This is a genomic window from Rhodococcus sp. RD6.2 (genome assembly GCF_001040705.1).
Taxonomy (GTDB): domain Bacteria; phylum Actinomycetota; class Actinomycetes; order Mycobacteriales; family Mycobacteriaceae; genus Rhodococcus_G.
This window is the reverse complement of sequence record NZ_CVQP01000010.1, coordinates 254,218-274,251: the sequence shown is the minus strand read 5'-3', so window position 1 is coordinate 274,251 and position 20,034 is coordinate 254,218. Positions and strand designations below refer to the sequence as shown.

20 protein-coding genes are annotated in these 20,034 nt (G+C 69.5%); 7 read left to right on the top strand and 13 right to left on the bottom strand.

From position 1 onward, the window contains the following. Position 1 precedes the first annotated feature (1 nt). The 6 genes from RHCRD62_RS22230 to RHCRD62_RS22205 form a co-directional block, all read right to left on the bottom strand. Positions 2-1,405 carry an MFS transporter gene (locus RHCRD62_RS22230; protein WP_050066990.1) on the bottom strand — a complete coding sequence of 468 codons (1,404 nt, stop codon included), beginning with the start codon at positions 1,403-1,405 and terminating at the stop codon, positions 2-4. Positions 1,406-1,475: 70 nt separating this feature from the next. Continuing rightward, a complete protein-coding gene (locus RHCRD62_RS22225) occupies positions 1,476-3,017 on the bottom strand; it encodes a class I adenylate-forming enzyme family protein (protein WP_050066915.1) in 1,542 nt (513 codons plus the stop codon). 245 nt (positions 3,018-3,262) lie between these two features. After that, a complete protein-coding gene (locus RHCRD62_RS22220; protein ID WP_050066914.1) occupies positions 3,263-4,513 on the bottom strand; it encodes a CaiB/BaiF CoA transferase family protein in 1,251 nt (416 codons plus the stop codon). Beyond that, complete coding sequence (locus RHCRD62_RS22215) at positions 4,510-5,169, bottom strand: hotdog fold domain-containing protein (RefSeq protein WP_050066913.1); 660 nt, start codon at positions 5,167-5,169, stop codon at positions 4,510-4,512. The genes RHCRD62_RS22220 and RHCRD62_RS22215 overlap by 4 nt, the downstream gene beginning before the upstream one ends. After that, complete coding sequence (locus RHCRD62_RS22210; protein ID WP_050066912.1) at positions 5,166-5,930, bottom strand: enoyl-CoA hydratase/isomerase family protein; 765 nt, start codon at positions 5,928-5,930, stop codon at positions 5,166-5,168. Before RHCRD62_RS22210 ends, RHCRD62_RS22215 begins: the two co-directional genes overlap by 4 nt. A 6-nt stretch (positions 5,931-5,936) precedes the next feature. Continuing rightward, the gene (locus RHCRD62_RS22205) at positions 5,937-7,121 is read right to left on the bottom strand and encodes an aromatic ring-hydroxylating oxygenase subunit alpha (RefSeq protein WP_050066911.1); all 1,185 of its coding nucleotides are present in this window, start codon (positions 7,119-7,121) and stop codon (positions 5,937-5,939) included. 86 nt (positions 7,122-7,207) lie between these two features. On the opposite strand from RHCRD62_RS22205, the gene RHCRD62_RS22200 reads away from it, so the two are divergent. Next, positions 7,208-7,810 carry a TetR/AcrR family transcriptional regulator gene (locus RHCRD62_RS22200; protein ID WP_050066910.1) on the top strand — a complete coding sequence of 201 codons (603 nt, stop codon included), beginning with the start codon at positions 7,208-7,210 and terminating at the stop codon, positions 7,808-7,810. A gap of 3 nt (positions 7,811-7,813) precedes the next feature. Here the strand turns inward: RHCRD62_RS22200 and RHCRD62_RS22195 are convergent, their stop codons facing one another. The 4 genes from RHCRD62_RS22195 to RHCRD62_RS22180 form a co-directional block, all read right to left on the bottom strand. Further along, a complete protein-coding gene (locus tag RHCRD62_RS22195; protein ID WP_050066909.1) occupies positions 7,814-8,425 on the bottom strand; it encodes a TetR/AcrR family transcriptional regulator in 612 nt (203 codons plus the stop codon). Between the two features lie 66 nt (positions 8,426-8,491). Continuing rightward, positions 8,492-9,160 carry a histidine phosphatase family protein gene (locus tag RHCRD62_RS22190; RefSeq protein ID WP_050066908.1) on the bottom strand — a complete coding sequence of 223 codons (669 nt, stop codon included), beginning with the start codon at positions 9,158-9,160 and terminating at the stop codon, positions 8,492-8,494. A gap of 1 nt (position 9,161) precedes the next feature. Then, complete coding sequence (gene pheA / locus RHCRD62_RS22185) at positions 9,162-10,082, bottom strand: prephenate dehydratase (RefSeq protein WP_050066907.1); 921 nt, start codon at positions 10,080-10,082, stop codon at positions 9,162-9,164. A 111-nt stretch (positions 10,083-10,193) separates the two neighbouring features. Next, a complete protein-coding gene (locus RHCRD62_RS22180; protein ID WP_050066906.1) occupies positions 10,194-10,925 on the bottom strand; it encodes a hypothetical protein in 732 nt (243 codons plus the stop codon). 136 nt (positions 10,926-11,061) lie between these two features. Here RHCRD62_RS22180 and RHCRD62_RS22175 point away from each other — a divergent pair, with 136 nt between their 5' ends. The 5 genes from RHCRD62_RS22175 to RHCRD62_RS22155 all read left to right on the top strand — a co-directional run bounded on the left by RHCRD62_RS22175 (position 11,062) and on the right by RHCRD62_RS22155 (position 15,522). After that, positions 11,062-11,829, top strand: a complete 768-nt coding sequence (locus RHCRD62_RS22175) for a DUF2470 domain-containing protein (RefSeq protein WP_050066905.1) — start codon at positions 11,062-11,064, stop codon at positions 11,827-11,829. 36 nt (positions 11,830-11,865) lie between these two features. Then, a complete protein-coding gene (locus tag RHCRD62_RS22170; protein ID WP_050066904.1) occupies positions 11,866-12,678 on the top strand; it encodes a CPBP family intramembrane glutamic endopeptidase in 813 nt (270 codons plus the stop codon). 50 nt (positions 12,679-12,728) lie between these two features. Continuing rightward, positions 12,729-14,216, top strand: coding sequence for an LCP family protein (locus RHCRD62_RS22165; RefSeq protein WP_253277432.1), 1,488 nt, complete (start codon positions 12,729-12,731; stop codon positions 14,214-14,216). Positions 14,217-14,291: 75 nt separating this feature from the next. Further along, positions 14,292-14,837 (top strand): ferritin, encoded by a 546-nt coding sequence (locus tag RHCRD62_RS22160; RefSeq protein WP_050066902.1) that lies wholly within the window; start codon positions 14,292-14,294, stop codon positions 14,835-14,837. Between the two features lie 133 nt (positions 14,838-14,970). Then, complete coding sequence (locus RHCRD62_RS22155) at positions 14,971-15,522, top strand: ferritin (protein WP_050066901.1); 552 nt, start codon at positions 14,971-14,973, stop codon at positions 15,520-15,522. Positions 15,523-15,556: 34 nt separating this feature from the next. On the opposite strand, the gene RHCRD62_RS22150 is transcribed toward RHCRD62_RS22155, so the two are convergent. Further along, on the bottom strand, positions 15,557-16,942 hold the full coding sequence (locus tag RHCRD62_RS22150) for a MocR-like pyridoxine biosynthesis transcription factor PdxR (protein WP_050066900.1): 1,386 nt from the start codon (positions 16,940-16,942) through the stop codon (positions 15,557-15,559). A 49-nt stretch (positions 16,943-16,991) separates the two neighbouring features. Between RHCRD62_RS22150 and RHCRD62_RS22145 the strand changes: the two genes are divergently transcribed. Next, positions 16,992-17,450: a carboxymuconolactone decarboxylase family protein gene (locus RHCRD62_RS22145; RefSeq protein ID WP_050066899.1), complete on the top strand. Its 459-nt coding sequence runs from the start codon at positions 16,992-16,994 to the stop codon at positions 17,448-17,450. Positions 17,451-17,462: 12 nt separating this feature from the next. Here the strand turns inward: RHCRD62_RS22145 and RHCRD62_RS22140 are convergent, their stop codons facing one another. Beyond that, positions 17,463-18,176 carry a FadR/GntR family transcriptional regulator gene (locus RHCRD62_RS22140; protein WP_050066898.1) on the bottom strand — a complete coding sequence of 238 codons (714 nt, stop codon included), beginning with the start codon at positions 18,174-18,176 and terminating at the stop codon, positions 17,463-17,465. A 46-nt stretch (positions 18,177-18,222) separates the two neighbouring features. Further along, positions 18,223-19,890: an L-lactate permease gene (locus tag RHCRD62_RS22135; protein WP_050066897.1), complete on the bottom strand. Its 1,668-nt coding sequence runs from the start codon at positions 19,888-19,890 to the stop codon at positions 18,223-18,225. Positions 19,891-20,034: the final 144 nt, after the last annotated feature.

Genomic DNA, 20,034 nt, shown 5'->3' with positions numbered 1-20,034 from the left:
CTCAGTCCACCGCGACGGCGACGGCCGCGGGTGCGGCGACGTCCACGACTCGGTCACGGCGACGCTCGCGCAGCAGCAGCACCCCCAGGGTCAGGACCGCGAGTCCCGTCGGCACGATCATCAGCAGGAAGATCGTGCGGGCGTCCATGCCCGCCGCGATCAGGGCGGCACCGACGGTCGGACCCACAATGGACCCGATGCGCCCGACACCCATGGCCCAGCCGATGCCGGTCGACCTCGCGGCCACCGGGTAGATGGACGCCGCGATAGCGATGATGCCCGCCGAACTGCCGGAGATGCCGAACCCGACCACACAGATCGCGACGAGCAGCAGTGTGGAGTTGGCGAGCGACATCGCCACCGCGCCGATGAACAGCGCTCCGATGCTGTAGCCCGCCATGACCACCGCATAGGCCGCGCGGGGGCCGCCGGACGGACCCCATGCCGCGGCGACACGATCGGTGATGCGGCCGACCGACAGGGCACCCGCCATGCCACCGAGGTTGAACAGGGCGGCCGCCAGGATGGCGTTCGACGAGCTCTGACCCGCCTCGCTGAACAGCGTCGGCATCCATCCGAACAGGAAGTAGATCACCAGGAAGTTGACGACGAAGACCATCCAGAGCAGACCGGTGTCCACTGCCCGTCCACCCGCGAAGAGCTCCCGCACCGGCGACTTCGTCTCGGCCACCGAGTCCTGGGTGAACCGAACCTCGTCGGAGAGGTCGGTCTGCGGGGAGATCGCCGCGACGATCTTCGACACGGCGTCGTGGTCGCCGCGTGCGGCGAGGAACTTGCCCGACTCCGGCAGCCATCGCCAGGCGAACGCCGCCGCGATCAGCGGGAGGACGCCACCGGCGACGAAGATCGACTGCCAGCCGTACGCCGGGATGAGTTGCGCGGCAGCGAGTCCGCCGAGGAAGCCGCCGAGGGACATGCCCGCGACGACGATGGTGACCAGGGTGGCGCGGCTGCGTGCCGGGCTGTACTCGCTGGTGAGGGCGATCAGGTTCGGGGTGACTCCGCCCAGGCCGATTCCCGCGAGGATGCGCAGCACGATCAGCACACCCATCGACGGCGCGAACGCGGACGCCAGGGTGAACACCGAGAACAGCACGGTGCACACGAGGATGACCCGGCGCCTGCCCCACCGGTCGGCGACTGGACCGAACAGCAGGCTGCCCACGACCATCGCGCCGCTACTGAGCGCCAGCAGCAGCCCGAACGACGCCTTGGACAGTCCCCAGTCCTCGGACAGCGCGGGAATCGCGAAGCCGATCAGCTGGGCGTCCATGCCGTCGAGGACGGCGAGCGCCAGACACAGTGCGATGGCGCGCTTCTGGAGGGCCGACACCGGTGCGGTGTCGATGAGTTGGGAGATGTTGACTTCACGAGCTCGGGCCACGACGTGCATTCCTCTCGGGAGGGGGAACTGCAGTGGATGAGGGTTCGCGCCTTGGGAGACCTGTCCTGGCTCAGGCGGGCGCAGCGGTGCCGTCGACCGCGAGGGCGTCGACGGGCACCTCGGGGAAGCGTTGGCGCAGAGACGGCTTGGCGAGCTTGCCGGAGAAGGTGCGGGGCAGGGGTTCGCCGAGTGCGACGGCGTGCTTGGGGCGCTTGAACTTCGCGAGGTTCTCGCCGGCGACGGCGGAGATGTCGGCGACGATCTCGGCGGCGGGGCGCTCGCTGTGGAACACCACCATCGGGACCTCGCCCCAGCGGTCGTCCTTGACGCCGATGACGGCGAGGTCCACCAGACCCTCGATGCCGTGCAGGGCCTTTTCGATCTCGGCCGGATAGACGTTCAGCCCACCGGAGATGAGCATGTCCTTGCTGCGATCGACGATCTTGAGGAAGCCGCCCTCGTCCTGCATGCCGAGGTCGCCCGTGCGGAGCCACCCGTCGACCAGGGTCGCCGCGGTGGCCTCGGGCTTGTTCCAGTACTCCCGCAGGACGTGCTCTCCGCGGACCAGGATCTCGCCGACCTCGCCCGCCGGGGTGTCCACGTCGGGATCCCCGATCCGGACGTGGGTGCCGACCAGCGGGAGCCCGGCGAAGCCGGGGCGGGACAGGGCGTCCTCGTACGCGAGGGTCGACACCATGCCGGACGCCTCGGTCAGGCCGTAGCACTGGGTGAGCGGGATGCCGTGCGAGCGGTAGAAGTCGAGCAGGTCCAGGCTGACCGGTGCGCCGCCCGTCCCGGCGAACGTGAACTTCGCGAGCGTGCGGGTGCCGAAGTCGGGCAGCATCGTCATCCGCTCCCAGATCACCGGGACGGTGGTCGTGGCGGTGATCTGTTCGCGCTCGAAGGTGTCGAGGGCGATCTCGGGGTCGTACTCGCGCAGCAGCACCATCGTCGCGCCGGGAACCACGACGAGCTGCATGAAGATCGACAGGACCGAGCCGGTGTACACGAGCGGAGCCGAGCAGAGCACCCGGTCCCGGGACGAGAAGCCGAAGGTGATCGACTGCGAGATGCCCGGAGTCATCGCGTTGCGATGGGTGATGAGGGCCCCCTTCTGCACTCCGGTGGTGCCGGAGGTGTAGCAGATGAAGCCGGGGTCGTCGGCGTCGATGGCGACGACGGGCGCGGTACCCGGATCGATCAGTCGCTCGTAGGGCGGGTGGGTGCTGCCGCCGATGGAGTAGGTCTCGAACTCCACCTGCTCGGCGGCCACCTCGAGAAGCGGCGCGAAGTCGTCCTCGACGATCACCACGCGCGGAGCGGAGTCGACCACCATCGGGGCCAGCTCCTTGGCCGTCAGCCGGAAGTTGAGCGGGACGCTGATGGCGCCGAGCTTGAGCGTCGCGAGGATGACGTGGGCGAGTTCGGGGCGGTTGAGCATCATGACCGAGACCCGGTCACCCTTGCGGACACCTCGGGCCGCCAGACCGCGCGCGAGCGCGTCGGTGATCGCGTCGACCTCGCCCCAAGTCTGCGACGTGTCCCCGAACACGATCGCCTGCTGCTGCGAACGCGTCTTGCCCCAGAACCGGGTCAGGTCCGCGAGATTCATCTGTGCTCCTTGTGTTCAAGTGCCGTGTCGTCGGCCGGCGGCGTTGTCGCCGCCCGGCTCGCCAGCAGCATCGACGTGGTGTGATCACCCTCACTTCGTGCCGTAAACCTAACAGCTGTAGGGAGAGGGCGCAATGCCCGATTCGGGACTTTCAACCCAGGCGACCGGACCGCACCGAGACACGAAAACGACACCCACGCAAAATGTTTCGAGTGGGCGTCGTTCGTACGGGTCCCCCGTCCGGGTCAGTCGGCGGTCGACGCCTCGACTCGAGGGGCGCGCGGGTCGGTCGCGGCGGCAATCTGTCCATCGTTGTAATGCGCCACCGACCGCAGCACCGCCGCGGTGTCCGCGCCAACCGCAGGCGGCAGCGAGGGGGCGAACTTCTCCCCGGCAACGCGCACCGGACTGACCACGAACTCGAGCTCACCGGCCTCCGGGTGGTCGACGCGGTAGGTGTTCTCCCGCGCCCGGAAGTGCGGATCGGCGAGCATGTCCGCCACGGTGTTGACCGGGCCGCCCGCGATGCCGTGCTCGAGGAACAACCCCACCCACTCGGCGCGGGTGCGTTGCGCGAAGATCTCCGTCAGCGCCCGCCACACCAGGTCGGCGCGGGCGGCGGCACCGTCATCGGTGCTGGTGAGATCGACGCCGACCAGGTCGTCCCGCCCGACCGCGACGAGGAAGTTGTGCCAGAACTTCTCCACGTGCGACCCGAACAGAATCGCCTCGCCGTCGCTGGTGCGATACGCCTCGAGCCGCGGCCAGTCGGGCAGTCGCCCGTCCGGCAGCCAGGTCGGACGCGGAATCGACCGATCCCTGTTCAGCTCCGCATCCACCAGATCCGGCATCCACGCCGCCGCGACGTCGATACCCGCCACCTCGACGTGGCATCCCTCGCCGGTGGCTCCCGCCTTGTGCAGCGCGGCGAGCAGGCCCATCGCCCCGTACGCTCCGAGCGCGTACATCGCGATCGGCGGAGTCGTGGAACCCGCCATGCCCTCGGTCGGGGGATCCGCCGGCGTGCTCACCTCACGGAGCCCGGCGTACGCGTCGAATACCGGACCGCCGGTGCCGAGAACACGATAGGGCCCGTCGGTGCCCATACCGGACACGGTGCACAGCACGATCTTCGGATTCACGTGCCGCAGTTGCTCGTAGCCGACTCCGAGCCAATCCAGGTAGCCACCGCGCATGCCCTCGATCACGGCGTCGCACGAACCGGCGAGGTCGAGGAACGCCTGCTTACCCTCGGGGCTGCGCAGGTCGAGCGCGACGGACTTCTTTCCGCGGTTCCACCGCAGATGCATGAACGCGGGTCCGTCCGCGTCGCCGATCGCCCGGCTGCCGCCGACCCGGACCGGGTCGCCGAGCGGGCCCGACTCCACCTTGATCACTTCGGCGCCGAGGTCCGCGAGGTGCCCGCCCAGCGAGGCCGGCGCCAGTTGGGCGACTTCGAGGACGCGCACCCCGTCCAGTAGCGAGAACCCGCTCATCGCTCACGTCCTTCCAGGTCTTTCGAGATATTCTGTGTCTGTTCGGGTTTGAGTTCCACCCACAGTCCCTCCACGTCGGCGACCAGGACGTCGCCGTGGTACATGGCCCCGCGCAAGAACCGCTTACGACCCTCCTGTCTGACCAGCTCGGCCGTCACCGTCAGTTCGGTGTGCAGTGGTGCGAGCGCACGGAAGCTCACGTTGAGGTACGCGGTGCGCCCCCACGGCCGGCCGGCACTGTTCGCCAGGCGGGCGAGGAGTTCGTCGAAGATCAGCGGCGTCACCCCGCCGTTCATCGCGTACCGGCCGGAGTGGAACCGTCCCACCGTCACGCGTCCGGTGGCGGCGGTGTCGGTCACGGTGTCGATGTGCAGGACTGGAGCGAGTGAATGTGCCTTCCCCGGTGTTTCCCAACGCTTTCCGGCGATCTGCTCGTCTTCGTCGACCTCGAACTCCCGCATTCGCCGCGCGACCACCCGCAATGCGGCGGCGGCCTCCGCCGCCGCCTCGGGTGTCGGGCGACTCCGCGTCACCGCTTCCTGGACCTCGCGCAGCGCGTCGACGAGGTCCGCGTACTCGTCGTCGGCGCCGACAGTCGGCCGAAACGGATCCGGCCAGCCCGGGTTCCAGATGTCGAGGGTGGTCGGATCGGTCATCGCGCCGTCCGTCCCGGTCGGGCGAAGAATCCGGAGAACATGTCGGTGATCGGACGCGGGCGCAGCGTGGTCCGGGCGACGGAGTTCTCCCGGTCGTAGCGGGCCCGCAGATCCCGGCCCGGCCCGTCGAGTAGCAGCGCCTTGATCTCACGCAGCCCCTCCGGCGGCTGCTCGGCGAGTTGGGTCGCCGTGTCGATCGCGAGTTGTCCGACCTCCCCGTCCTCGGCGAAGCGGCTGAGCAGACCGATCCGGTGGGCCTCGGCGCCGTCGACCGTCCGCGACGTCATCAACAGGTCCCGCGCCTGGCCCGCTCCGACCAGGCCGTCCAGCAGCCAGGTCAGGTTCGCGCCGCCGTACTTGGCGGAGCTCATCGTGAAACGCGTCGAGGGACCGCCGACCCGCAGGTCCGAGGCTGCGGCGATGATGTTGCCGGCACCGTGGGCTGCACCGGCGACGGCCGCGACGATCGGTTTCGGAAACGTGAGATACCGCCACAGCAGTTCCTCCCGTTCGAGCATCGCGGCCATGGTCTCGTCCGGTGACATCACCGCGAGCTCGGAGAGGTCGTACCCCGCCGAGAAGGCGTCGGGGCCGGCGCCCGCGACGATCACGGCACGCACCGCGTCGTCGCGGGAGGCCTCGGCGAGCACGTCGTCCAGCTCACGCTGCAGCGACAGCGAGATCGCGTTGCGCACCTGCGGACGGTTCAAGGTCAACCGGAGCACACCCGGTGCGGGATGCTCCCGGAGCAGGACTGTCATCGGGGGCTACCGCGACGCCGCGAGCCGGGCCTCGCGCTCGCGGTCGAGCTCGGCGACGTCGCCCGCGACCATGTTGTGGAAGAGCTGTCCCGGCAACTCGTTTCGGCCGTAGATCAGCTCCTCGACCTGGCCGTGCGCGGCGTTGTCGGTGATGGTCTTGGTCACGAACCAGTCCTCGGCATGGAGAGTCTCCATCAGCAGTTCCCAGTTCTTCTCCAGGATCCGCTCCTCGCGCGGTGTCTCCGGCTTCTTCGGGGACAGCAACCGGATGGTGCAGTAGCTGACGTTCGGATCGTCCTTGTCGGGGACGATGGTCCAGACCTCGAAGTGATTCGGCTCTGTGACCAACATGGTTCCGGGGTAGATCGTGTAGTTCGCGAGGGAGTAGTCGCGGACGTCGAAGCTGTCCGGATCGGCATCGCGGACCTCGGTGATCGCCTTGCGCGCCACCACGAGTCGCCACGACCGGTCCACCACGTCGAGCGCGGTGATGTTGCCCTCGAGGTAGTTGCACACGGTCTTGGTGTGCAACTGGCAGAGGTGGTAGGAGTCCTGCACGCCGTCCACGGCGATCTTCCAGTTCATGTCCAGCTTCCAGGTCTCCTTCCGCACCTGGAAGGAGGCGGCCATGCCGGTGTCGGCGACCTCGGCGTCGTGCTTGGCACCGAGCACCGACGCGATGTCGAGGTCGGCGCCGACCGTCGGCACCACCCAGACCAGTCCGTGCCGGACCTCGCACGGGAACTCGACCAGCCCGTACGCGCCGCGGTCCATGCCGTCGAACCCCTCGGCGTGCGGCAATCCGCGCAGCGCGCCGTCCTTGCCGTAGGACCAGTTGTGGTACGGGCAGGCGAAGACGCGTTTGCAGCCCGACTCACCGAACTCGACCTTGGATCCTCGGTGCCTGCACACGTTGGAGAAGGCCTTGACGCTGCCGTCGTTCTGCTTGACGACGAGCAGCGGTGTGCCGATGAGTTCGGTGGTGAGGAAGTCACCGGACTTCTGCAGCTCGTCGACGTGGGCCACGATGTGCGGGAAGCGCCGCACGACGTCCCGTTCCTTCGCCGCCAGCTCGGGGTCGTTGAAGACCGAGAACGGCACGCGGAGCAGGTCGTCCGCGTAGTCGGTGGTGTCGTTGTCCACGTGGGCGATGAGCCGCTGCGTGAGCCTGATCTTCTCGTCGCGCTCCATGAACCGAGCGTGACACACGAGACAATCAATGTCTAGCGTCTTATCTAACTACTTTCGGTTGATTTCTCGATTGGTACTGTTCCTCCGTGGCAGCACGGACCGGAACCGACAACCAGACAGACGCCCGCGCGGCAATCCTGACGGCGGCCGAAGAGTGCTTCGCGCGGTACGGCATCGCCAAGACCACGATGGAGGATGTCGCGAAGGCCGCATCGATGTCGCGCGCAACGGTGTACCGCTACTTCGCGGACCGCGAGTCCCTGATCGCCGAATCGGTGGTCCGGCGCGCCCGCGCCAACATGAGCCGGGCCCGCGCACACATCACCCGGTGGCCGACCGTCGAGGAACGCATCGTCGAGGGCATCTGCCAGGACATCCGCAAAGGCCACCTCGACCCGATGGTCAACCGGCTGGTCTCCCCCGAGTCGATGGCCCTGTCGATGCAGTTGCTGGGCGAGTCGGGCCGCGCGATCGAGCTGACACACGAGCTGTGGGGCCCGATCCTCGCCGACGAACAGGCCGCGGGAAACATCCGCGCCGACCTCGACCTGCGGATGCTCTCCGAATGGATCTCCGAGCTCGAGATCATGTACATCAGTCAGTACGGCACCGACGACAACGCCCTCGAGCGGGTCCGCGAGAAACTCAGGGCCTTCGTCGTCCCCGCGCTCCTTCCCCGTCGACGCTGATCGTCAGGAGGGCCTCGACCAGCCGGCGACCGTCACGGCGAGCGCGTCCACGTACGTCTCGAACGCCCGATTCACCCGGTCCTGGTCGCCGGTGGCGAGCAGGTCGAGCGTCAGACCCCGCACCTGCGCGAGGATCAGTGTCGCCCGCGCCGACACCTCGGTATCCGGGCAGCCCGCGGCCCTCAGCCCGGACTCGAGAACAGTGAGCCACTGCCCGACGAACCGGTCGAGGAAACGCGGATTCTGGTCCGGCTTGAGGACCGCCTGAACATAGATCTCCAGCATGACGCGGAACCGCGACAGCTGGGCCGGCTGCATCCGCACCTGCCACCACGTGCGCAGAATCTCCATTGGGTTGTCGAGTTTTTCGGCCGTCAGCTCGACCGGGATCGACTCGCCGCGCATCCGCTCGATCACCTCGGCGAGCAGGTTCTCCTTGCTCCCGAAGTGATGCAGCAGCGAGGCGTGCGAGACTCCGACCGCCTTCGCGAGCGGACGCATCGACAGCTCGGCCACCCCGTGCTCGATCACGTAGGCCGTGACCGCGTCGAGCAGCTCGTCCCGGCGCCCCGCATACCGCAGCGTGCGCCCGTCGATGCGCCCCGTCCCTGTCACCAACTCAGCGTACGGGTCGATCAGCCCGCCGGGTGGAACCCGATCAGCCCGCCGGGTGGAACCCGATCAGCCCATCGGGTCGTCGACGACGTCCACCGCAGGAACCCGGAACGGCGGCAGCACCAGGCCCCAGCGCACGCACTCCCACCCGCCCGCCGCGGTCGGGACGAGTTCGATCGTCTGGGTGTTGTCGAGGTGAGTGTCGGCGGAGAACCGGCCGTCGAGACCGGTCAGGTGCGCCGCGACCAGCCGGATCGCCGCACCGTGGCTGACCACGAGCACGTCGCCCTCGTCGTCACTGCCGTCCAGATACTGCGAACGGAGCGAGTCCACCACCGGCAGGTACCGCTCCAGCACGTTCTCGCCGGACTCACCGCCGGGAATCCGGGCACCCAGCTCACCGATGTGCCACGAATGGAACACCGAGGCGAACAACTCGTGTGAGGCACGGTCGGAGCGGTCCTCCAGCTCACCGGCCTGCGCCTCGTGGATGCCCTCACGGACCTGCACGACGATGCCGGACGCCTGTTCGATGTAGCTCGCGGTCTGCCTCGCCCGCAACGCTTCCGAGGCCACCACCGCTTTGGGAAGGGGTCCGGCCAGCGCCGATCCGAACGTCCTCGCCTGCCCCTCGCCGAACTCGGTCAGCCGGGCACCGGGAAGCCGGGTGTCCAACCGCCTCGCGACGTTCGCCTCGGTCTGTCCGTGCCGGACCAGGATCAGCTTGCCCGCCACCTCAGTTCGTCCCTTCGTTCTCGCCCGCGACGATGCGCTGCAACCAGTCGTTCGCCTCGTCGTCCGACGGAGGCCGTTTGCCGCCGTCCGTCGCGGCAGGCCAGGATCCGAGGAACCGGACCGTGTGCTTGCGGTGCAACGCCTTGAGCGCCTCCGCTACGGCAGAGTCCTCGATGTGCCCGGTGCAGTCCAGGTAGAAGCGGTAGGTGCCGAACTCGATACGGGTCGGACGGGATTCGATGCGGGTGAGATCGATTCCGCGAGTGGCGAATTCGGACATCGCGCCGACGAGCGATCCCGGCTCGTGGTTGAGCTGGAGAACGACGGAGGTCCGGTCCGATCCGGTCGCGGGGGGCACCGGCGCGGGGCGGGTGACGAGTACGAATCGTGTTCGGGCACCGGCGAAGTCCGCGACGTCGGACGCGAGCGCAACCAGGCCGAGCCGTTCGCCGGCCAGGGCCGTCGACACCCCGGCGTCGGCACGTCCCGCTGCCACGTCCTCGGCGGCCCCGGCATTGGAGGACGCGGATTCGACGGCGGCGTCCGGCAGCGTGCTTTCGATCCACTCCCGCACCTGGGCCTCGGCGACCGGGTAGGCGCGGATCGTGCGGACGTCGCCGAGGGTCGTCCCCGGCCTGCCGACGATCGTGAAGCTGACGTCCAGCTCCGTCTCGGCCATGATCTGCAACCGCTCGCCCACCGCGAGCGCGTCGAGCGTCGGCCGCACCGGCCCCTCGACGGAACTCTCGATCGGGACCACGGCCCCGTCCACCGAGCCGTCCCGGACCAACGCCAGGGCGGCGGGCGGGCTGGACGCGGCGACCCGCTCCACGGCTCCGGCCAGGACACCCGACGACTCGAATTGGGCGAGCGCCATCTCGGTGAAGGTCCCGGACGGTCCGAAGTAAGCGATACGCGGCACCCGTCCAGGTTACGCAGCGCGCGGGCCGCCCCCGCCCCCGCCACGACCCCGCCACCCCGGCCATCCGTCAGGTGGCGGCTGCCGGCCGCGCCAGGTCGACGGGCGGCAGGGTCAGCGGATGCCGATGTCGGCGGTGATTCCCAGCTCGCGGAGGTCGGCTGCGATGCCTGCGTCTGCCGGGACTGCGATCGCGACGAGGATCTCGCGGATCGCCTCGGCGGCCGCTGTCGTGAGCGCGGCGATCGGCGCGGGGTCGGCGGCGGCGAACGCGGCGGGGATGTCGTCGCCGCGCAGTGCCGCGACAGTGGCGGAGAGGATCGCGACGACCTCACTTGCGGTGGTCGCGTGGGCGACGAAGCCGGCGTCGGAGTGCGCGAGGACGGCGAGGAAGTCGGCGACGTCGTCCGCAGCGAGACCGGCGGCGAGCACGGGCTGCGCACCCGCTGCGGCGACCCGTTCCGACGACTCGGCAGCCCAGCCGCGTCCCGCGCCTGCGGGATCGACGCGGACGGCGAGGCGCGCCGGGAGGGGGTGCGGGTCACCGTGAGCGAGCGCGACGGCGTCGTCGAGGTACTCGAACGGACACTCCACCTCGATGCGTGTCAGTTCGGGGAGCGTCGCAGGCAGCGCGTCGGGGGCGATGTCGAGCCGCAGCCAGAGGGGTCCGTCGCTCGCATCGACGCCGTCGATCCCGGACACGGCGAGCAGCGGCGCGCCGAAGAGTGCGTCGCGACTGCGAGCGCGCACAGCCGCGGCGTCGGCGCAGGTCTCGGCAAGGAGCCCGGCGAAGGGCGGTTGCTGGTCTCGGGGGGCGGGAGGTTGCAGGTTGAGCAGGGTGGCCACCGGTCAACAGTAATCCGGCGCGGAACTCTTGCGCGCCTGGGTATGCATACCCTAACTTAGGCGTGGCTAACCTATCGTGAGCCATCGCACCTGGACGACCTCGAGCCTCAGGGGACCCGAATAGAAGGAGCACCACATGACCGCCGCCACCACGCTCGGCCCGACCACCGCCGAACGCGTTCGCACCGCCTGCGCACGCGCTCAGCAGGCGGTCCTCGCCGTCGACGGCATCGACCCGGTCACCGTGGCGGTCCACCACCTCCGGTCGTGCGGTGACGTCGTGCTCGCCGTCCCGTCCGATGTCGCGGTCACCGCACTCGCCTGGCAAGCAGGGCGCGGCGGTCTCCCCGCCGTGCTCGAACTCACCGACAACGCGCCGCTCGTCCTGCGGGAGCGCGTCCGGTCCCTCGTGTGGCTGCGCGGCTCCCTGCACGCCGTGCCCGGCGAGGCCTCCCGCGCCCTCGCCGCCGCGGTCGCCGCCGATCACCCGAATCCCGCGCTTCTCGACGTCGGGCACACGACGACCCTGCTGCGACTGGTCCTCGATTCCGCTGTCGTCGCCGACAGCCACGGCGCCGAGCCCGTCCCGCTCGACGACCTACTGGACGCCGTCCCCGACCCGTTCTGGTCCGTCGAGGACTGCTGGCTCGAGCACCTCGAATCCGGTCACGGCGACCTGATCCACCAACTGGCGCATCGACTTCCCGCGACCATGCGAGGCGGTCGCGTCCGCCCCCTCGGCCTCGACCGCTACGGCATCCGTCTCCGCGTGGAGTCCCCGACCGGTGACAGCGACGTCCGGCTCTCGTTCACCGAACCCGTCGAGGACGCCGCCGGCCTCAACCGGGCACTGCGCATCCTCGTCGGCTGCCCCTTCCTCAACGGTCTCCGCGCCCGGCACTGAGGCGCTGGAGCGCCGAAGGCGCCTATCGTGCGTGACGTGACCCGGCTCGACGACTGGCTGCGCCCGACCCCGCCCCCACAGACCGAACCGCCGCTCGACCGAGCGCAGCGCCGCGCACTGTGGGTCGAGGTCACGATCGTTCTGCTCGTCACGTTCGGGCTCAGCGGACTGTCCGGGATCCTGTCGCTGATCGAGACGGCCCTACAGCCCGGCCAACTGTCCGACCAGTCGGTCGCGCTCAACGCTTCCCGCTCCACGTTCGGCTGGATCGACCTCGGACGCCAACTGCTCGGCATCGTCCGACTGTGCGCGTGGGCCGCCCTCGGCCTGTACCTGCTGTGGCGTAGCGGACTCGGCCCCGACCGCATCGGACTCGGACGGCACCCGCGGTGGCGCCGAGACCTGCTCCCCGGCGTCGGCCTGGCCGCGCTGATCGGGCTGCCCGGCCTCGCGCTCTACCTCGCCGCAACCGCGGTCGGAGCCAACCTGACGGTGGTCCCCAGCACTGTCGACGACCACTGGTGGCGGCTGCCCGCCCTCGTGCTGTGGGCACTCGCGAACTCCGCCGCCGAGGAGATCCTCGTCGTCGCCTACCTGATCTCGAGGCTGCGACGGCTCGGGTGGAGCGAGAACGCGTCCCTCGCCGCATCGGCGCTGCTGCGCGGCAGCTACCACCTCTACCAGGGCCTCGGCGGCGGCCTCGGCAACGTCGTGATGGGAATCGTGTTCGGACGCTATTGGCAGCGGACCGGAAAACTGTGGCCCCTCGTCGTCGCGCACTGGCTCATCGACGCGGTCGCGTTCGTCGGCTACACACTGCTGCGTGGCCACGTGTCCTGGCTGCCCTGAACGCAGCGGACATCGGCGACCTCCGGGCCGTGACCAGTACAGTTTCCGATGTGAACGACGACCGTCCCCGCAACCCCGACCCCCGCGACCGGGGTCGGGCGGCCGATCCACGCCGGGGACAGTCCTGGGGCCCGCACGGCCCCGGTGCACCGCAGCAGCCGCCGCGCGGCAGCGTTCCGCCCCCGCCGCAACGCGGCCATGTACCCCCGCCGCACCGCGGTAACGTCCCCCCGCCGCAACGCGGCAATGTTCCCCCGCCGCGCTATCCGGCGCCCACGCCCGCGTATCGGCAGCAGCCTGGACCACCGCCCGGCGAGGGCACCCAGGTGATTCGCCGCGACGGCAGGGCGGCGACGCCGCGCGCGTGGTCGGAGGAACCGGTTGCGCCGCGTCCGGCCGCGCCCGTACCGGGTGGACCCGGCCCGCAGTCACGGTCGGAGTACGCGCCGACGCAGACGCCTCAGCCGTACGTCGACCCGCAGCGCCGCAGGCCGCCACCGGCGTCGCCGCCGCCCCCGCCGCCGCCGCCACGGAGCGGACGCCCCGGTACCGAGCCTCCCGCGAACCCCCCGCGTCCATCGCGTCGGCGACGGCACTGGGGCAGGCGGATCGGGTTGATCCCGCTGGTGCTCGTGATCCTCATGGTCGTCTCCGTCGTGTACCTCGACCGGTCGCTGAACCGCATCGACGCGCTCGCCGACTACCCCGGCCGGATCGCGGACACCCCCGGAACGAACTGGCTGCTCGTCGGGTCGGACAGCCGCGAGGGTCTGACCGCCGAGCAAGACCAGGAACTGTCCGCGGGTGGCGACATCGCGGGCAAGCGCACGGACACCATCATCGTCATCCACGTCCCGAAGAGCGGTGCCGCGACGATGGTGTCGATTCCCCGTGACTCGTACGTGAACATCCCCGGTTGGGGCGAGGACAAGATCAACGCATCCTTCGCGATCGACGGCGGCGGCCCGCAACTGCTGGTGCGCACCGTCGAGGAGGCCACCGGATTGCGGATGGACCACTACGCGGAGATCGGGTTCGGGGGATTCGCGGGCATCGTCGACGCCATCGGCGGCGTCAATCTGTGCGTGCCGTACCCGATCGACGATCCGCTCGCCGGTATCAATCTGCAGCCGGGCTGCCAGGATCTGACGGGTGCGGAGGCGCTCGGGTTCGTCCGCACGCGTGCGACGCCACTCGCCGACCTGGACCGGATGAACAACCAGCGTCTGTTCATGGCTGCCCTGCTGGACAAGGCGACCAGCCTCGGCACGATGCTCAACCCGTTCCGGTTGTGGTCGCTGGTCACCGACACTGCGGGCTCGCTGCTGGTCGACGACGGCGACCACCTGTGGAACCTGGCGTCGCTGGCATGGGCGATGCGCGGCGACCTGGTCACCACGACGGTGCCGGTCGGCGGGTTCGAGGACGTCTCCGGGTCGGGCAATGTCCTGCTGTGGGATCAGGAGAAGGCGTCCCGGTTCTTCGAGGCCCTCGCGAACGACGAACCGGTGCCCGCGGACCTGATCACGGCCAACTGATCGCGGTGCCGCCCGCTGTGTGGCTGCTCCCCCGGCGTACCTGGCCGCGGTCGGCCGCGGCGGTACTCTGCGCGCATGGCCGAGCCCCGTGAGCGCAGCGACTTCCACACTCTCCTGCACGCGCAGATCCGTCACGAGTTCACCGCGTCGCAGCAGTACATCGCGGTCGCGGTCTACTTCGACGGGCAAGACCTCCCTCAGCTCGCGCGGCGCTTCTATTCGCAGGCCGACGAGGAACGCACCCACGCGATGATGATGGTCCAGTACCTGCTCGACAACGACCTCGCGGTGACCATTCCCGGTGTCGACGAGGTCGTCACCGCGTTCGCATCCGTCCGCGAACCGGTGGAACTCGCTCTGCGACAGGAGCGGACGGTGACAGACCAGATCACGATGCTGGCGCGCACGGCCCGGGACACCGGCGACTATCTCGGCGAGCAGTTCATGCAGTGGTTCCTCAAGGAGCAGGTGGAGGAGGTCGCGTCCATGACGACCCTCCTGGCGATCGTGGACCGCGCCGACGGGAACCTGTTCAGCGTCGAGGATTTCGTGGCGCGGGAGATGAAGTCGGCCGCGGGAGCCGACCCGTCGGCGCCTCTCGCGGCGGGTGGTTCCGTCTGAGAACCCCCAGTTCGGAAGGGTTCTCGCGCCACCCTCCGCGTCCGCGGGAAGGGTCGACTCAGTTAGGAAACACTGCCCTCAATAAGGCTGCACTTGGGTGCGCAACGCTCTGACCAGCACTATTGTCGTGCCCATGAGCCAGCCGGATGACGCGAACGACACCAAGTTTCACGCCCTCCTCCACGATCAGATCCGTCACGAGTTCACCGCGTCGCACCAGTACGTCGCGATCGCCGTCTACTTCGCGGGCACCGATCTGCCGCAGCTGGCGAAGTACTTCTTCGCGCAGTCCGTCGAGGAACGCAACCACGCGATGATGATCGTCCAGTACTTCCTCGACCGTGATCTTCCGGTCGAGCTCAGCGGCGTCGACCCGGTCAGGTCGCAGTTCGAGGACCACCGCGAACCAATCGCGCTGGCACTCGCGCAGGAGCGCACCGTCACCGAGCAGATCGTTGCACTCGCGGGTACCGCACGGCAGGAGGGCGACTACCTCGGCGAGCAGTTCATGCAGTGGTTCCTGAAGGAGCAGGTCGAGGAAGTGGCCACCATGAACACGCTCCTCGCCGTCGCGAACCGGGCGGGCACCAACCTGTTCGACCTCGAGAACTTCGTGGCCCGCGAGATGAACAGTGCTGCAGGAGAATCCGTCGGGGCACCGCCCGCGGCGGGCGGAGCACTGTAGGACGCCCAACCCTCCGTAGGCGCGCCACTGCGCATCAGCGCATGAGGACCCGGCACAGTGCGTCCAGGGCGCCGGCGAACGCATGCTCGGGCGGGGCGCCGTAGCCGACGACCACACCCTCGCGCCACGTGTCCGTGCTGTCGGGATGCCGGAACACCGACAGCGCACCGAGCGCGAGGCCCTCGTCAGCTGCGGCGGCCAGGACCCGCCGCTCGTCACCCGGCGGTACCTCGACGACGGCGTGCAGCCCCGCCGCGATGCCGGACACCCGCACGTGCGGTACCCGCTCGGCGAGTGCCGCCACCAAGTGGTCTCGGCGCCTGCGATACCGCGACCGCATCAGCCGGATCTGGCGATCGTAGCCGCCGCGCGTTACGAAATCCGCCAGCGTGAGCTGGTCCGGCACGCTCACCCAGCGTTCCCAGATGCCCTTGGCGGTGAGCACCGGGTCGACCAGTCCGTCGGGCAGCACCATCCAGCCCAGGCGGAGCGCCGGGGACAGGCTCTTGCTCACCGAGCCGAGGTACGCGACCCGCTCGGGGTCGAGATCCTGCATCGCACCGACGGGCTGTCGGTCGTAGCGGAACTCTCCGTCGTAGTCGTCCTCGAGGAGGATCGCACCGGTGTCGCGCGCCCAATCCACCACCGCGGCACGGCGTTCCGGATGAAGCGGTCCACCGATGGGGAACTGGTGGGCGGGCGTCAGCAGTGCACCCGCGACGGTGGCCGACGCGAGCGCGGCCACGCGCGCACCGTCCTCGTCGACGGGGACCGGCACCGTCCGCACACCCGCCGTGGCGAGTAGGTCTCGGTGCACGTGCAGGCCGTACGACTCGACCGCTATCGGCCCGCCGAGCACCGATCCGAGCAGCGAGACCGCATGCGCCGTGCCCGCGCAGACCACGATGCGGTCCGGGTCGGCACGAACACCGCGGGCGCGGGACAGATAGTCCGCCAGTGCTTTTCGTAGCTCCGGACGGCCCCGCGGGTCGCCGGGGCCGAATGCGTCGCTCGGCGCCTCGGTCAGCGAGCGGCGGGTGGAGGCGAGCCAGGCGCCGCGGGGGAATGACGCGGCATCCGGTGACCCGGGCATCAGGTTGTGGACGGGCCGCGGCGGCGGGGTCGGCCGCGTCGGTCGGCCGATCGTCACGGCTGCGGCGCGCGCAGCCACCCGGGTTCCGGACCCCTGCCGGGCGGTGAGCCATCCCTCGGCGACCAGTTCCGCGTAGGCGTCGGCGACCGTGTTGCGGGCGACCCCGAGGTCCGCGGCCAGCGTTCGGGACGGCGGCAGGAGCACCCCCGGAGGGAGCCGGCCGGAGCGAACGTCCTCGCGGAGCGCGGCCGTCAACGCGGCGCGCACCCCGGACCTGCCGCGAAGGTCCAGGTGCAGATCCAACCCGAGATTGGCCCACGATGTCACCGCTCGATTGAACCATTTGCAGGGACCATTTGCGTTCTACGGTTGCACCATGACGACAACCGAGACCGCACGACGTGTCAACCTGTTCGAAGCCGCTCCCGAGGTCTACAAGGCGATGGTCGCCCTCGACGCCGCCGCGAGGAAGGGCCTCGACCCCACCCTGGTCGAGCTCGTGCTCACCCGCGCCTCACAGATCAACCACTGCGCCTTCTGCCTCGACATGCACACCCGAGACGCCCGCGCGGCCGGCATCAGCGAACAGAAGCTCTACCTGCTCAGCGCCTGGGAGGAGGCACCCGGGCTCTACTCGGACCGCGAGCGCGCGGCCCTGGCACTGACCGAGTCCGTCACGGTGCTGACCGACGGATTCGTCCCCGACGAGGTGTACGACCGGGCGGCCGAGCACTTCGACGACCAGGAACTCGCACAGCTGATCAGCGTCATCCTCACCATCAACGCCTGGAACCGGATCGCAGTGAGTACCCGCCGCGTCCCGACCGTCCGCTGAGGGTCCGGCGCGTCAGTGCCCGAGGCCCTCGTAGTAGCCCCGGATGTGGTCGAGGATCCGGCGCTCGGCCAGGTCGGGGTCGCCGTCCTCCACCGCCGACACCAGCCCGCGGTGCTCGTGCCGCAGGCGGGTGCAGGTGGTCGGCCAGGCCGCGACGTCCACGCCACCGACGACATAGGCCTCGATGGATTCGCGTAGGCCCGCCATCATCGCCGCGACCACCTGGTTTCCCGCCGCGTCGGCCAGCGCCACGTGGAACTGCGAGTCGAGGATCAGGAACTCCGTCTCGCTCAGCGCCGCGTCGTCCATCGCGTCGAGCAGCTCGACCGCCGTCGCGAGGTCCGGTGCCGGACGTCGTGCGGCGAGCGTCCGCATCACCTCCGTCTCGAGCACGAGCCGGGTCTGAACCACGTCGGACACCGGAAACCCCTGTGCCGCAACCTGCATGCGCAGGAGCATCGACATGCCACCGGTGGGGCGGCTGACGATCATCGCGCCCGCGCTCGGCCCCGACCCGGTCTGCGCCCGCAGCAGGCCGAGCGCCTCCATCACCCGGAGTGCTTCACGGACCGAGGATCGGCCGACTCCCAGGTTCGCCGCCAGGACGCGTTCGCCGGGCAGCCGCTGACCGGGCGTCACCTCGCCCGACAGGAGCATCTGCTCCAGCCGTGCCAGCACCTGCTCCCATGCGCGGGAGCCGGGCTGCGGAGACGAGGATTCGGGCATGGCATGCGAGCCTAGGCGGTGGCCCTCGTGAGGCGGTCGGCCACGGTCACGGCAGCATCCACTCGAGCACCGGGGTCGACTGCAGGAACACCAGGACGCAGAGGACGAACAGCATCCCGAGGCTGTAGCCGATCACCTTGCGCAGCAGGACCGGCTCACTGCCCGCCTGCCCGACCGCGGTCGCCGCGATCGTCAGGTTCTGCGGGCTGACGAGTTTGCCGACGACGCCACCGGACGTGTTCGCCGCGACCAGCAGTGTCGGGTCGATGCCCGCGGCCTGTCCCGCGGTCTGCTGCAGCTTGGCGAACAGGGCGTTCGCGGAGGTGTCCGACCCGGTGACGGCGGTGCCCAGCCAGCCGAGGATCGGCGAGAAGAACGCGAAGATGGCGCCGGTGCCTGCGAGCCAGGTACCGATCGCGACGGTCTGACCGGACTGGTTCATGACGTAGCTCAGACCGAGCACGGTCGCGACGGTGGCGATCGGCAGCCGCATCTTGACCAGGGTCCGACCGAAGGTGGTCGCCGCCATGCCGAACGTCATCGGGAACCGTCCACCACTGGAGACGAGTGTGTACACGGCGGTGACGACGAGGCCGCTGATGAGCAGCAGCGTGCCCGGATTCGAGAGCCAGGAGAAGGTGTAGATCGCGCTCGATGCGGGGTCGCCGCTGCCGGTGAGGAGGTTGCCGTACAGGCCGGGCCATTCGACCTTCCGGTCGGTCGTGGCCAGCCACGCGGGCACGTCGAACCCGATCGTCCACAGCTTCGCGACACCGAACACCACGACGACCAGCAGGTAGGGGAAGAGGGCCAGCAGCACTCGGGACGCGCCGAGCGGTTCCGGTTCGACATGGGAGCGCTGATCGTCGGGGGTGGCGGGCGACCAGAAGCGGAGCATCGCCACCGCCGCCGCGAGGCCGGCGAGCGAGGCGACGACGTCGGTGAGTTCGTACGAGAAATGGCTCGAGCACCAGAACTGCGCGAACGCGAACACCGCGCCCGTGACGAGAGCGATCGGCCAGACCTGACGCAGTCCGCGCCGGCCGTCGACGAGGAAGAGCAGCAGCAACGGCACGAACAGCGCGAGGATCGGCGTCTGCCTACCGACCACGGCGGCGATCTCGGTTGCGGGGATGCCGGTCAGGTTTCCTGCGGTCGTGATCGGAATTGCCATGGCGCCGAATGCAACCGGTGCGGTGTTCGCGACGAGGACGGTGACCGCCGCACGGATCGGCGGCATCCCGATCGCGATCAACATGGCGCCGGTGATCGCGACAGGGGCACCGAATCCGGCAAGTGCTTCGAGCATGCCGCCGAAGCAGAACGCGATCAGCATCGCCTGCACGCGCATGTCGCCGCGGCCGATGGAGCTGAACACCCGCCGCAGATCCTCGAAGCGGCCGCTGACGACAGTGAGTTCGTAGAACCAGATCGCGGTGACGACGATCCACATCACCGGGAAGAGTCCGAAGGCGATGCCCTGCAGTGCCGACAGCGCGGTCAGCGAGACAGGCATCGAGAACCCGACGATCGCGACCACCGCCGCAACGGCGAGCGCGCCGAGACCGGCGTACCAGGCCTTGAGCTTGAGGCCGGCGAGCAGGACGAAGAACGTCACCAGCGGGGTCAGGCCGACGAGCGCCGTCAGGGTGAGGTTGTGCGCGACGGCATCGGTGGCGGGGGTGAACGTCTCCGCCAGTAGGTCGGTTGCCACGGGAACTCCTGGGGGTGTGTGGTCAGACCACAGCAACGTACACCATGACCCAGGTCACAATCGAGCCCCGAGCGCAGGGGAGGCCGATTGTTGCGGAAACGCGCTGACCGTGGCTTACTGTGGTCTGACCACAAACCACTATTG

Excerpts from the sequence above, each read along its gene's own strand:
- RHCRD62_RS22225 (WP_050066915.1), bottom strand. The coding sequence starts at position 3,017 with ATGAATCTCGCGGACCTGACCCGGTTCTGGGGCAAGACGCGTTCGCAG.
- RHCRD62_RS22220 (WP_050066914.1), bottom strand. The coding sequence starts at position 4,513 with ATGAGCGGGTTCTCGCTACTGGACGGGGTGCGCGTCCTCGAAGTCGCC.
- RHCRD62_RS22215 (WP_050066913.1), bottom strand. The coding sequence starts at position 5,169 with ATGACCGATCCGACCACCCTCGACATCTGGAACCCGGGCTGGCCGGAT.
- RHCRD62_RS22210 (WP_050066912.1), bottom strand. The coding sequence starts at position 5,930 with ATGACAGTCCTGCTCCGGGAGCATCCCGCACCGGGTGTGCTCCGGTTG.
- RHCRD62_RS22205 (WP_050066911.1), bottom strand. The coding sequence starts at position 7,121 with ATGGAGCGCGACGAGAAGATCAGGCTCACGCAGCGGCTCATCGCCCAC.
- RHCRD62_RS22175 (WP_050066905.1), top strand. The coding sequence starts at position 11,062 with ATGACCGCCGCCACCACGCTCGGCCCGACCACCGCCGAACGCGTTCGC.
- RHCRD62_RS22160 (WP_050066902.1), top strand. The coding sequence starts at position 14,292 with ATGGCCGAGCCCCGTGAGCGCAGCGACTTCCACACTCTCCTGCACGCG.
- RHCRD62_RS22155 (WP_050066901.1), top strand. The coding sequence starts at position 14,971 with ATGAGCCAGCCGGATGACGCGAACGACACCAAGTTTCACGCCCTCCTC.
- RHCRD62_RS22145 (WP_050066899.1), top strand. The coding sequence starts at position 16,992 with ATGACGACAACCGAGACCGCACGACGTGTCAACCTGTTCGAAGCCGCT.
- RHCRD62_RS22140 (WP_050066898.1), bottom strand. The coding sequence starts at position 18,176 with ATGCCCGAATCCTCGTCTCCGCAGCCCGGCTCCCGCGCATGGGAGCAG.